Source organism: Rathayibacter sp. VKM Ac-2805 (genome assembly GCF_009834265.1).
Lineage (GTDB): Bacteria > Actinomycetota > Actinomycetes > Actinomycetales > Microbacteriaceae > Rathayibacter.
Map to the genome: position 1 here is coordinate 340221 of NZ_CP047185.1, position 12304 is coordinate 352524.

A 12304-nucleotide genomic window follows, 5' to 3' on the forward strand; every position below is an offset into this window, starting at 1 on the left:
GCGCTCCTCCGGGTCGGGCGGACCTCCGGGCGGGATCACGTCAGCGCATGATCGCACCGGCGCCTGCGGGTCGGGCGGGGATCCGTCCCCTCGCGCGAGAGGCCGGCTCAGCGCCCGCGCCGCGCCCGCGGATCGGTGAGGAGTCGGACCGGGGGGAGGTCGGCCAGGTCGGGGGACACGAATCCCAGCACGTCGGAGTGGTGGTCGGCGGAGGCACGGCGGAGGAAGGACCAGCACTTGAGCGAGGACGGGCGCCGGTCGAGGGGGAGGGGAGCGGCCTCCACGATGATCACGGTGGCGGAGCGGTGCAGGATCCGCACGGGCACGCGGCTCTCGCGGCCGTCGACGGTCCAGCTGGAGACGCCGCGGATGCGGCCGTCCTCGCGGTCGACCCCGACGGTGAGGACGCTCCGGAAGTCGTCGGACGCGGCGCCCATGCCGATCTGGAAGTCCCCCTCCGCGCCGTCGAGCACGAAGGCGACGTCGAGTCCGCGGCGGTGCCGGACGGTGAAGGTGGCGAGCAGGGGACCGCTCCCGAACCTCGGGGCCTCGTCGCGGGCCTGCCGGACACGCTGCTCCGCGTCGTCCTTGTCCATGGAGCCACTCCTGCCGTCCCGGCGGAGCGGGGCCCGCGCGCCCGTCGAGCCTAGGGGGAGCGGGAGGGCCTGCGGGTCAGCGGGCGCGCGGCAGGGTCACGCGGAACCGCGCTCCCACCGGTCCCGCCTGCGCCACCAGGTCGCCGCCGAGGGCCCGGGCCAGCCCGCGCGCGATCGGCAGGCCGAGGCCTGAGCCGCCGTCGGCGCGGTTGCGGGCGTCGTCGAGGCGGACGAGGCGGTCGAAGACGCGCTCGCGGTCGGCCTCGGCGATGCCGGGGCCGTCGTCGTCGACGGTGATCGTGACGGAGTCGGCGGCCGCCTCGACGGCGACGTCGATCCGGGAGCGGGCGAAGCGGGCGCCGTTCTCGAGGAGGTTGCCGAGCACCTGGGCCAGCCGGTCGGCGTCGGCGCTGACCAGGAGCGGCTCGGCGGGCCGGTGCAGCTCGATGGCGAGGCCCGGGCGGCGCAGCTCCTGGCGCTCGATCGCGGCCTCGGCGACGCCCGCGGGGTCCAGCGGACGCGACTGCAGAGCCAGGCCCTCGTCCAGCCGCGCCATCAGCAGCATGTCCTGGATGAGGCGACCCGCGCGCAGCGACTCCCGCACGACGTGCACCGAGAGGCGCTCGCGCTCCTGCTCGCCGCCGTCGGCGCGGACGAGCGCGTCGGCGGCGGCCTGGATGCCGGCGACCGGCGTCCGCAGCTCGTGCGCGGCGTCCGAGACGAACGCGCGCATCCGCTGCTCCGCCGCGAGGGCCGTCGCCTCGGCGGCGAGGGCGCTGCGCTCGGCCTGCTCGAGGTCGTCGAGCATCTCGTCGAACGCGATCGCGGTGCGGCCGAGCTCGGTCCGCGGACGGGAGGGGCGCAGCCGCCGCCCGCGGTCGCCGTGCGCGATGTCGCGGGCCACGTCGGTCATCCGCTCCAGGGGCCGGAGGGTCGCGCGGACCACGACGATCAGCGCGAGCGCGGCCAGCAGGAGGAACACGGCCGACGCGCCGAGCAGGATCCCGTTCAGCTGCGCGAGGGTGCTGCCGACCGATCCGGCCTCGCTGGTGAGCTCGAGGCGGGTGCCGTCGCTGAGGGTCGACTCGAGGGTGATCAGCTCGTCGTCGGCGGCGACGCTGCTCGAGACGACGGTGACGGCGGCGGAGGCGGCTCGGGGCGAGACGGCTCCGGAGGAGGAGCTCGTGCCGGGCGGCGACGGCGGCTCTCCGAGCTGGTCGGCGGCTCCCGGGCCCAGGCGCAGCTGCTCCGGGCTCGGCCCGGCCACGACGTCCTCGCCCTCGGGGCTCGTGATCCGCACCGAGACGCCCTGCGCCGAGAGGCGGGAGGCGAGGGCGTCGTCGGCGATCGTGCCGACCAGCGCGGCGGCGGCGGAGGCACGGTCCTGCAGCCGCTCCTCGATCTGGTCGCGGAGGCGCTCGCCGAGCACCGCCTGCACCGTCGCCGAGAGGGCCAGGAGCAGCACGGCCAGCAGAGCGAGCACGGCCAGGACGGTGCGGAGGCGGAGCGAGCCCGTCCGCAGCGCGCCCGGCTGGGCGCGGCTCACGCCTCCACCCGGTAGCCGAGGCCGCGGACGGTGTGCACGAGCCGGTCGCCGTGCGCCTCCATCTTCTTGCGGAGGGAGCTGAGGTGCACCTCGACGAGGTTCGGGTCGACGTGGTCGTAGCCCCAGACCTGCGTGAGGATCTGGGTCTTGGTGAGGGTGCGGCCGCGGTTACCGGCGAGGAAGGCGAGGAGGCGGAACTCGGTCGCGGTGAGGTCGAGGGCGACGCCGCCGCGGCGGGCGCGGCCCGACTCCGGGTCGACGACGAGGTCGCCGATCTCGACGACGGACGGGATGCGGCCGCGGCGCCGCAGCACGGCGGTCACGCGCTTGACGAGCTCGGCGAGCACGAACGGCTTCACCACGTAGTCGTCGACGCCCTCGTCGAAGCCGCGGAGGCGGTCGTCGACGGCGTCGCGGGCGGTGAGCATGATCACGGCCGCGTCGCTGCTGCGGCGGATCCGCTCGGCGAGCACGATGCCGCTCGGGCCGGGGAGCATCCAGTCGAGGATCACCAGGTCCGGAGCGAAGGTGCTCAGCTCGCGGGCGAGGTCCTCGCCGGAGACGAGACCGCGGACCGTGAAGCGCTCGCTGCGCAGCGCGGACTCGACGGAGGAGCGGATGGCGTCGTCGTCCTCGATGAGGAGCACACGGGCGGAGGAGGGCATGTGGTCGAACCTAGGGGCCGCGGATCGGGGCGCACCCGGCGTCTGCTGTGGAGGGTCTGTTCTTAAGTCCGGCTTCAGATTCGCCTTCGAATCTGAGATGGAACCGGCCGCAACCGATCCCGAACGGGGTCGGCACCGGGCCGGAACGAGGAGACACCCATGACCGAGTCGACCACCCCCGCCGAGAAGGGCTCGAGCTTCGGGCCGCGCCGTCCGAAGAAGCGCGCCCTGACCATCGGCATCGCCGTCGGCGCCCTCGGACTCGTCGCGCTCGGCTCGACCGCCGCGTTCGCCGCGACGCCGTCGAGCACGCCGACCTCCAGCGCCACCCCGCTGCACTCCACCTCGACCGACGCTCCGTCCACCGGTGCGCCGTCGACCGGTGCGCCGTCGACGGACGCGCCCGCCGAGGGCACCGCTCCCACCCCGCCCGGCCCCGGCCGGTGCGGCCCCGCCGGCCCCGGCCCCGCCGCGCTGCCGACCCCGCCCGCCGACGGCACGGCGCCGACGCCGCCGACGGATGCGCCGACCCCGCCCACCGACGGCTCCGCGCCGACGCCGCCGGCCGACGGCTCGATGCCCACGCCTCCCGCGGACGCTCCGACTTCGCCCGCCGCCCCGACCGACGGCTCGGCGCCGACTCCTCCGACCGACGCGCCCACGCCCCCGGCCGACGGCACGATGCCCACGCCCCCGGCCGACGGCACGATGCCCACGCCTCCGGCCGACGGCACGATGCCCACGCCTCCGGCCGACGGCACGATGCCCACGCCTCCGGCCGACGGCACGATGCCCACGCCTCCGGCCGCCGCTGACGGCACGGCACCGACCCCGCCGGCTCCGGGCGAGTGCGGCCCCGCCGGACACCCCGCCCCGCCGGCCCCCGCTGACGGCTCCGGCCCTGCCGCGCCCGTCGCCCCGCAGGCGCCCTCCGAGAGCACCTCTCCCGACACCGAGGACGCCCCCACCGGAAGCTGACACCGGAAGCTGACACCCGACCACTCGCCCCACCCGCCCCGCTCGCGGCGGGAACGCCGACGGCCCGGAGGACACTGTCCCCCGGGCCGTCGGCGTCCGTCAGCGCGCGTCGCGGCGGCGGCGCGTGACTCCGAGCGCGAGCGCTCCACCGGCGAGCAGGGCGAGAGCCGCCGCGGCGGTCCAGCCCGTCTCGACGCCGGTGCTCGCGAGTCCCGAGCCGGTCCGCGGAGGAACGGCGCCGGCCGGAGCAGGAGCCGGCGTGCGGGTCGGCTCGGCCGTGGGCGGCGCGGTCGGCTCAGCCGTCGGCGCGACCGTGGGCTGCGCAGTGGGCTGCGCGGTCGGCGCCGTGGTCGGCTCAGCCGTCGGCGCCACCGTCGGCTCGACAGTCGGTCCCGGAGTCGGCACCGTCCCCGCCCCGAACACGGACGCCGCGGAGCCGAGCGATGCGAGCACCGTCTCGCCGTTCGCGTCGTCCACGCCGTCGTTGTCGGTCACCGCGAACACCTCGCCGGAGCCGGTGATCCCGAGGCCCTCGAGCTTCTCCTGGGTCCAGCCGTTCCCGGCCTGCAGCGCGGGCAGCACGTCGACCGCGAGGGTCTTCTCGAGCATCGGCAGCGTCTCGCCGACCGCCGCGCCGGCCTCCGTCGGCAGCGGCACCGTGTACACGGCCTTCAGCGCGGCGTCCGGCCCGTTGAGCTTGTCGCGCTCGATCACCGCGAGCGTGCCCGCGGGGGTCAGCGTGATCTCCGAGAGCCCGTTCCAGTCGCCGTCCGCCCCGGACACGGCCTCCAGCGGGTAGCCGAAGAAGCTCCAGCTGTCGGCGGCGACGTCGTAGCGCCCGATCCGGACCACTCCGTCGGCGTCGATCGAGGCCTCGCGCTGCAGCGCCGTCCAGACGATCTCACCGGCGGCGCCGTCCTCGACGGTCACTCCCTCGAAGCCCTGCTTGCCCAGCGCGGTGGCGAGCTCCGCGGGCAGGGCGATCCGCTCGGTCACCGCGGCGTCCGCGTCGAGTCGCAGGAGCGCGTTGCCGTCGCCTGTCCCTCCCTCCGTCACGGCCCAGAAGCCGCCGTCGACGCGGGCGGCGATCCCCTCCAGATCCAGAGCGGCGGGCTCGCCGCCCTCGGTCACCGTGAGGGTCGTGTCGAGCAGCGCCGGCGAGACGGAGGTGTCGATCGAGTGGAGTGTGCTCGGCGCGTAGGCGCTGTCGCTCACCGCGTACAGGCGGTCGGGCGCCGCCGGGTCGGTCGAGAGGCCCGAGAGCGCGCCCCAGGGCAGCGGCGATCCGTCGACGTCGGCCGACAGCACGGTCGGGAACGCGGGGGCGGAGGCGCCGAGCGCGTAGAGCTGCACGCTCGCGCGGACGGCGGCCTCGGCGTCGTCGGTCTCGCTCGAGACGACCAGCAGGTCGCGCTCGGGCAGGGCGAGCAGCCCCTCCGGGCCGGGCGTCGACGGCAGCGCCTGCACGAAGCGCGGCGCGGTCGGCTCCGACACGTCGTAGACGGCCACGAAGTTGGCCCGCTCGGCGCCGACGAACACGTAGGGGACGCCGTCGAAGGTGGCCGAGAGCAGGCCCTCGGGCTCGGAGCCCTTCGCGTCGGAGCGCTTGTCCGGGTAGAGCCCGAGGCGCACCGCGAGGTGGTCGAACGAGTTCCCGGCGTCCCACTGCACGGCCCCGGTCGCGGCGTCGAGGATCGACCAGCCGCGCGTGCCGCCCTTCCAGTCGCCCTCGTTCGCGATCGCGACGTGGTCGTCGCCGACCCAGCCGATCGCGTCGGGCTCGCGCGGGACGTCGGTGATCGAGCCGGTCAGCGAGATCGAGTCGTCGTCGAGCGTGTCGATGCCGCTGACGGAGGCGGTGCCCGCGGTGTACGAGGCGGTGACGGAGCGGGTGGCCAGGTCGACGATCGCGACGGCGTTGTTCTCCTGCAGCGTCACGGCGACGGCCGTGTCGGCCGGGTTGATCGAGACGTACTCGGGCTCCGGGTCCGACGGGGTGTCGAGGCCGGCGAGACCGGTGAAGTCGACGTGCTCCGGCACCCAGGCGGAGGGGTCGCCCGCGAGGTCCATCACCACGAGCTCCCCGGCGGGCGCCTGCGGGAGGTCGCCCTCCTCGCCGCCCTCGGGGGCGAGGTCCTCGTCGCGCTGGTTCTCGATCGCGATGACCGCGGTCGAGCCGTCGGTGGTGACGTCGATGGAGTCGGGCTGGCCGCCGAGCTCGATGCTCGCGACGGGCGCGAGGTCGTCGGCGTGCAGCACGCTGACGTGGCCGGAGGGGTTCGCGAAGTCGCCGTCGCTCGTGTCGACCACCGCGAGCACGTACTCGCCGGTCGCGTAGACCGAGGTCGGCTCGCCGCCCACGCCGACGCCGCCGAGCGGCTCGGGGGAGTCGGGGTCCGAGATGTCGAGGACGTCGATGCGCTGCCCGGCGGAGTCCGTCGAGTAGACCAGGCGGCCGTCGGGCGACGCGCTCGAGATCTCCGCGACGGCGGAGTCGGCGGACGGGTCGGCCGCGTTCAGGTAGGCCGGCACCGTGGCGATGCGGGTGAAGAAGGAGTCGCCCGCGGCGGAGGCGGGCAGGGCCGCGGCTCCGAGGGTGCAGCCGGCGAGGGTGACGGTGAGGGCGAGGGCGGCGGTGCGGGTGCGGGTGTGACGAGAGGACACGGGTCTCCTGAGCGGCTTCGAAGGAACCCGCCCACGCTGGCCGCCCCCGGTGAACGCCCCGCCGCCCGCAGGTGTCCGCCCGGCGAACGCGCGGTGGCGGAGCCGCGACCGGGCGGGGTCTCGAGACGCCGGCACGGACGCCTCGAGATCCGCCAGGCGGCGTGGTCAGCGCGCGAGGCCCTCCGCGGCCGAGCCCCAGGAGCCGAGGGCCGCGCGGACGCGCTCGTCGCGCGCGAGCGTCAGCGCCTCCGCGTACCCCTCCTCCAGCACGTCGTCGAGCCGCACCCGCGCGCCCGTCTCGGAGGAGCGGACCGCCGCCTCCACCATCGCGAGGCTCCGCACGTTCGAGTGCACCTCGCCCGAGGGCACCGCCCCCGAGCCCAGCACCCGCACGAACTCCGCGAGCGAGCCCGCGATCTCCTCGGGCACGGGCTCGAGCGTGGCGGTCCGCACCGCCTCCGACTCGCGCGACTGCCACTCCGGAGCGCCGTCGCCGTCCCAGTGCGCGGTGCCGCCGGCCCCGTTCACGCGCCAGTCGCCGTTCCACGAGGTCTCGAGGCCGTCGGCGCACCAGCTGCCGGTGTAGCTGAAGCGCACTCCGCCGGCGAACTCGAACACGGCGCTCGCCGCGGCTCCGTCGGCGTACCAGCTCCAGCCCGGGTTGTACTCCTCGCAGTAGACCGCGACCGGGTCGCTGTCGAGCAGGTACCGCGCCGCATCGAAGGCGTGGATCGCCATGTCGACCAGGAGCACGTGGTCCATCTCGTCGCGGAAGCCGCCGAAGCGGGGCGCCTTCGCGAAGTGCACGGAGGCGGTGCCCAGCTGCCCGAGCCCGGCGATCTGCTCGCGGAAGGCGGTGATCGCCGCGTAGTAGCGGCGCGACTGGCTGGTCATCAGGAGCCGGCCCGAGGCCTCTGCCGTCGCCGCGAGCACCAGCGCCTCGGCGATGGTCGGCGCGATCGGCTTCTCGGAGAGCACGGGCAGCCCGGCGAACAGCGCCTCCGAGCTGACGGGCAGGTGCGCCCGCGGCACGGTCACGTTGACCACGGCGTCGGCGCCGGAGCGCGCGGCGACCTCGGCGACGGAGGTGCCGACCGCGACCGGGCCGACCCCCTCCTCCTCCGCGGCAGCCGTGGCGAGGTCGACGTCGAGGTCGACCAGGCCGACGAGCTCGGCGTCCGGGGAGTCGCGGATGGTGCGGATCCAGGCGCGGCCCATCGCGCCGGCGCCGACCTGGACGAGGCGGACCGTCATCGGACGAGCGCTCCCTCGTAGTCCTGGCCGTTGTGGAAGTCCTCGGTCTCGTAGCGCTGCAGCACCGGGAGGCTGCGCTCGGGGCGCGAGGAGCGCACCCACTCGACGCCGTTCGCGATCACGCGGCGCACCTCGGCCTGGTGGTAGACGGGGTAGTCCTGGTCGCCGGGGGAGAAGAAGAAGATGCGCCCGTGGCCGCGCTTCCAGGTCATGCCGGAGCGGAACACCTCGCCGCCCGAGAAGGTCGAGAGGAACACGAGCTCGTCGGGCGCCGGCACGTCGAAGAACTCGCCGTACATCTCCTGCTGCGGGATCAGGAAGGGGTGCGGGATCCCCTGGGCGATGGGGTGCGTGGGGTCGACGGTCCAGACCAGCTCGCGGTCCTGCTCCGAGCGCCAGCGCAGCGTGCAGGTGGTGCCCATGAGCTTGCCGAAGATCTTCGACCAGTGGCCGGAGTGCAGGACGACGAGGCCCATGCCCGAGAGGACGTGGCGCTGGACGCGCTCGACGATCTCGTCGGAGACGTCGCCGTGGGCCATGTGGCCCCACCAGACGAGCACGTCGGTGGCGTCGAGGACGTCCTCGGTGAGGCCGTGCTCGGGCTCGTCGAGCGTGGTGGTGGAGACGGTGGCGCGCTCGCCGAGGTTCTCGCGGATGCCGTCGGCGATCGTGCTGTGCATGCCGTCGGGGTAGATCGCGCGGACCTTCTCCTCGATCTGCTCATGGCGGTTCTCGCCCCAGACGAGGACGCGGACGGGGGAGGAGGGTGTGGTCACGGTGTTCCTTCTTCGACGGTGGAGACGGTGCGGCAGTGGGCGGCCCGACACGGGGTTAACCGCTTTACCGGCCGCGTCTCCTAGGATGCGGGAGACGTCCGCCCCGCGTCAACCACGGCCGGGCGGCGCGAGCGGAGGAGGCGCGGTGGCCACGATGAGGGACGTCGCGCGCCTCGCGGGGGTCTCGATCGCGACGGTCTCGTTCGTGGTCAACGACACCAAGCCCGTCTCGCCCGAGACCCGCGAGCGGGTGCGGGCGGCGATGCACGAGCTCGGCTTCCGGCCGCACGCCCTGGCCCGCGCCCTCGCGCGGCGCCGCTCGGGGATCGTCGCGGTCGTCTATCCGCTCGTGTCGAGCCGGCCGCTCAACACCGCCACCTCGTTCCTGCTCGGAGCCGCCGAGGCCGCGGCGGAGCAGGACCACTCGATCGTCCTGTGGCCGACGGTCGGCGGCTCCGACCGCCTCGCCGACCTGCGCGCCGACGGCCTGATCGACGGCGTCGTGCTGATGCAGGTCACCAGCGAGGACGAGCGCGTGCCGGTCCTGCGGGACTCCGGCACGCCCTTCGCCCTCATCGGGCGCACCCGCGACCCGTCCGCCCTCGACTGGGTCGACATCGACTTCGAGGGGATGGTCGAGGAGGCGCTCGGCCGGCTCGCCGGCCTGGGGCACGCGCGGGTGGCGCTCGTGCTCGGCCCGGACCGCGACGCCGCGGCCGACTTCGGCCCCTACGCGCGCACCCAGGAGGCGTTCGCGCTCGCCTGCGCGGCCCGCGGCGTCGAGGGCGTGCTGCTGCGCTGCGAGGAGTCGCCCGCCGGTGGCCGCACCCTCGCCCGCTCGTTCGACCCCGCCTCCGCGACCGCCGTGGTGATCGTCAACGGGGGCGCCGCCGTCGGGTTCGCGCACGAGGTGCGGCACGGCGGGCTGCGCGTGCCCGAGGACCTCTCGATCGTCCTGCTCGCCTCCGACCCCGACGTCGCCGACCTGGCCGACCCGGCGCTCGACCTGCTCGTCGCGCCCGGCCGCGAGCTCGGCCGCCGCGGAGTGGAGGCGCTGCTCGCCCGCCTCGCCGACCCGGCGGCGCCGCTCCTCCAGGAGCGCATCGGCGGCCCGTGGCGCCCCGGCGGCTCGGTCGCCCCTCCGCGCTGACGGCCGGCGCCCCGGGAAGCCCCGGGAGCGCGCGCTACGGCACGATCGAGTCGATGTAGCCGCCGTCGACGCGCACGGCGGCGCCCGTGGTGGCCGAGGCGAGCGGGGAGGCGAGGTACGCCACCATGTGGGCGATCTCCTCCGGCTCGATGAGGCGCTTCAGCAGCGACTGCGGCCGGTGCAGGCGCATGAACTCGCGCTGCGCCTCCTCCCACGGGAGCTCGCGGTCGACCAGCTCGTAGACGAAGTCCTCGACGCCGCCCGTGTGGGTCGGCCCGGCGAGCACGCTGTTCACCGTCACCCCGGTGCCGGCGGCGGCCTTGGCGAAGCCGCGCGAGACGCCCAGCAGCGCGGTCTTCGACACTCCGTAGTGGATCATCTCGGCGGGCGTGACGACGGCGGAGTCGCTGCCGATGTAGAGGACGCGGCCCCACTCGCGCTCCATCATCCCCGGGAGGTAGGCGCGGGTGAGGCGCACGCCGGTGAGCACGTTGACCTCGAAGTAGCGGCGCCACTCGTCGTCGTCGATGGAGAGCGCATCGGCGGAGCCGAAGATCCCGAGGTTGTTGACGAGCACGTCCACGTCGGCGGCCGCGCGCAGGAGGGAGGCCGTGCCCTTCTCCGTCGACACGTCGGCCGCGACTCCGCGCACCCGCGCCTCCGGCACCGCCGCGCCGACCGCCTCGATCGCCCGGCGGATCGACCGCTCGGAGCGGGCGTTCACGATCACCTCGGCGCCCGCCTCCGCGAGCGTCGTCGCGATGGCCAGCCCGATGCCCTGCCCCGACCCCGTGACGAGGGCCGTGCGCCCGGTGAGATCCAACCCGATCATGCTGCTCCGCTCCGCGCCGCCGCCCGCCGGCCGCGCTCGGGGTCGAGCATGCCACCGAGCCCTGACATCCGGCCCGCTTCCGGCTGAGGACGCCCGCGGGTCGCCGCGGCATCGCTCGGAACATCGGAGACCGTTGCCAACCGGACACTCGTGCGTTACGGTCTAACCAACCGGCAATACGTATTACCCGCGGGTAGTAGGCCGATGACCCAGACTGTCGACGAGGACGAGGCGGACGCGTGACCCCGATGCAAGCAGATGTCGCCGTGATCGGCGGCGGCCTCGGAGGAGTGGCGGCGGCGATCGCCCTCGCCCGCAACGGCCTCTCGGTCGTGCTGACCGAGCAGTACCCGTGGCTGGGCGGCCAGCTCACCTCGCAGGGCGTCCCGCCGGACGAGCACACCTGGGTCGAGCAGTTCGGCGTCACCGCCGACTACCGGCGCCTCCGGGACGGCATCCGCGGCTACTACCGCCGCAACTACCCCCTCACCGCCGAGGCGATGCGCGACGACCGCCTGAACCCCGGCCGCGGACTCGTGAGCCGGCTCTGCGCCGAGCCCCGCGTCGCCGTCGCCGTGCTCGACGAGATGCTCGCCCCCTACCGCTCGAGCGGAGCGATCCGCGTCGTCACCGGCGTCGTCCCCTTCGCCGTCGACGGCGGCCCGGGCCGGATCGAGCGCGTCCTGCTGCGCGACGCGGTCTCGGGCGAGGAGCTCGCCGTCTCCGGACGGTACGTGGTCGACGCGACCGAGACGGGGGAGCTGCTCCCCCTCGCGGAGGTCGACTACGTCACGGGGTCCGAGTCGCGCGACGAGCACGGCGAGCCCAGCGCTCCCGCCGTCGCCGACCCGATGAACGTGCAGGCCGTCACCTGGTGCTTCGGCTTCGACAGCGCGGACGGCGACCACACCATCGAGCGCCCGGCCGACTACGACTACTGGCACGAGTACGAGGTGCCGTTCTGGGGCGGGAAGCTCCTCTCCTTCACCGCGCCGAACCCGAGGACGCTGCGCCCCGAGACCCGCACGATGCACGTCAACGCCGTGGGCGACACCCGCACCGCCGACCAGCGCGCGCAGGGCGGGGACACCGACCTCTGGATGTTCCGCCGGATCCTCGCGACCGAGACCCTCCGACCGGGCGCGCTCGACAGCGACATCGTGCTCGCGAACTGGCCGATGCTCGACTACCTCGACAGCTCGATCCTCGACGTGCCGGAGCCGGAGAAGCACCTCGCCGGCGCCCGCGCGCTCTCGCTGTCGTACTTCTACTGGCTCCAGACCGAGGCGCCCCGGCCCGACGGCGGCCGCGGCTGGCCCGGGCTCCGGCTCCGCGGCGACGTGATGGGCACCGCCGACGGCCTCGCGCAGGCCCCCTACATCCGCGAGTCCCGCCGGATCCGCGCGCTCACCACGGTGCGCGAGCAGGACGTCTCCGTCGCCGCCCGCGGGACGGGGAGCCCCGCGCGCTTCGACGACTCCGTCGGCGTGGGCATGTACCGGATCGACCTGCACCCGACCACCGGAGGCGACAACTACCTCGACGTGGAGTGCTCGCCGTTCGAGATCCCGCTCGGCGCCCTCGTGCCGCGCACCCCGACGAACCTGCTGCCCGGGGGCAAGAACATCGGGACGACGCACATCACCAACGGCGCGTACCGCCTCCACCCCGTGGAGTGGAACATCGGCGAGGCCGTCGGCGAGCTGGCGGCCCTCGCCCTCGCCGAGGACCTGTCGCCCCACGAGATCGCCGCCGACCCCGCCCTCGTCGCCCGCCTGCAGGCGAGGCTCGAGTCGCGCGGCGTAGAGACCCACTGGCCCGACGTCGTCGGGTACTGACCGGG

At 75.0% G+C, this 12304-nt stretch carries 10 protein-coding genes; 3 read left to right on the forward strand and 7 right to left on the reverse strand.

The annotated features are described in order from the left end of the window. Positions 1 to 107 precede the first annotated feature (107 nt). The 3 genes from GSU40_RS01595 to GSU40_RS01605 form a co-directional block, all read right to left on the reverse strand. Positions 108 to 596 (reverse strand): hypothetical protein, encoded by a 489-nt coding sequence (locus GSU40_RS01595; protein WP_160033252.1) that lies wholly within the window; start codon positions 594 to 596, stop codon positions 108 to 110. Positions 597 to 672: 76 nt separating this feature from the next. After that, a complete protein-coding gene (locus GSU40_RS01600; protein ID WP_160033254.1) occupies positions 673 to 2142 on the reverse strand; it encodes a HAMP domain-containing sensor histidine kinase in 1470 nt (489 codons plus the stop codon). Beyond that, positions 2139 to 2807, reverse strand: coding sequence for a response regulator transcription factor (locus GSU40_RS01605; protein ID WP_104283959.1), 669 nt, complete (start codon positions 2805 to 2807; stop codon positions 2139 to 2141). The genes GSU40_RS01600 and GSU40_RS01605 overlap by 4 nt, the downstream gene beginning before the upstream one ends. Positions 2808 to 2966: 159 nt before the next feature. Here GSU40_RS01605 and GSU40_RS16890 point away from each other — a divergent pair, with 159 nt between their 5' ends. Next, on the forward strand, positions 2967 to 3785 hold the full coding sequence (locus GSU40_RS16890; protein ID WP_208543343.1) for a hypothetical protein: 819 nt from the start codon (positions 2967 to 2969) through the stop codon (positions 3783 to 3785). A 99-nt stretch (positions 3786 to 3884) separates the two neighbouring features. Here GSU40_RS16890 and GSU40_RS01615 read toward each other — a convergent pair whose 3' ends face one another. From GSU40_RS01615 to GSU40_RS01625, 3 genes are all read right to left on the reverse strand, one after another. Then, positions 3885 to 6449 carry an esterase-like activity of phytase family protein gene (locus tag GSU40_RS01615; protein WP_160033256.1) on the reverse strand — a complete coding sequence of 855 codons (2565 nt, stop codon included), beginning with the start codon at positions 6447 to 6449 and terminating at the stop codon, positions 3885 to 3887. Positions 6450 to 6614: 165 nt separating this feature from the next. Next, entirely contained in the window at positions 6615 to 7703 is a 1089-nt protein-coding gene (locus GSU40_RS01620; RefSeq protein WP_104267971.1) for a Gfo/Idh/MocA family oxidoreductase, read from the reverse strand. Next, entirely contained in the window at positions 7700 to 8479 is a 780-nt protein-coding gene (locus GSU40_RS01625; protein ID WP_160033258.1) for a ThuA domain-containing protein, read from the reverse strand. The genes GSU40_RS01620 and GSU40_RS01625 overlap by 4 nt, the downstream gene beginning before the upstream one ends. Before the next feature lie 154 nt (positions 8480 to 8633). Between GSU40_RS01625 and GSU40_RS01630 the strand changes: the two genes are divergently transcribed. Further along, positions 8634 to 9629 (forward strand): LacI family DNA-binding transcriptional regulator, encoded by a 996-nt coding sequence (locus GSU40_RS01630; RefSeq protein ID WP_244229637.1) that lies wholly within the window; start codon positions 8634 to 8636, stop codon positions 9627 to 9629. 34 nt (positions 9630 to 9663) lie between these two features. On the opposite strand, the gene GSU40_RS01635 is transcribed toward GSU40_RS01630, so the two are convergent. Then, entirely contained in the window at positions 9664 to 10458 is a 795-nt protein-coding gene (locus tag GSU40_RS01635) for an SDR family oxidoreductase (protein WP_104238803.1), read from the reverse strand. Positions 10459 to 10709: 251 nt separating this feature from the next. On the opposite strand from GSU40_RS01635, the gene GSU40_RS01640 reads away from it, so the two are divergent. Beyond that, positions 10710 to 12299, forward strand: a complete 1590-nt coding sequence (locus GSU40_RS01640) for an FAD-dependent oxidoreductase (RefSeq protein ID WP_104234052.1) — start codon at positions 10710 to 10712, stop codon at positions 12297 to 12299. Positions 12300 to 12304 lie beyond the last annotated feature (5 nt).

What these genes read in the sequence shown, in the direction of transcription:
- GSU40_RS16890 (WP_208543343.1), top strand. Translation starts at nt 2,967, where the DNA reads ATGACCGAGTCGACCACCCCCGCCGAGAAGGGCTCGAGCTTCGGGCCG.
- GSU40_RS01595 (WP_160033252.1), bottom strand. Translation starts at nt 596, where the DNA reads ATGGACAAGGACGACGCGGAGCAGCGTGTCCGGCAGGCCCGCGACGAG.
- GSU40_RS01630 (WP_244229637.1), top strand. Translation starts at nt 8,634, where the DNA reads ATGAGGGACGTCGCGCGCCTCGCGGGGGTCTCGATCGCGACGGTCTCG.
- GSU40_RS01640 (WP_104234052.1), top strand. Translation starts at nt 10,710, where the DNA reads ATGCAAGCAGATGTCGCCGTGATCGGCGGCGGCCTCGGAGGAGTGGCG.
- GSU40_RS01605 (WP_104283959.1), bottom strand. Translation starts at nt 2,807, where the DNA reads ATGCCCTCCTCCGCCCGTGTGCTCCTCATCGAGGACGACGACGCCATC.
- GSU40_RS01620 (WP_104267971.1), bottom strand. Translation starts at nt 7,703, where the DNA reads ATGACGGTCCGCCTCGTCCAGGTCGGCGCCGGCGCGATGGGCCGCGCC.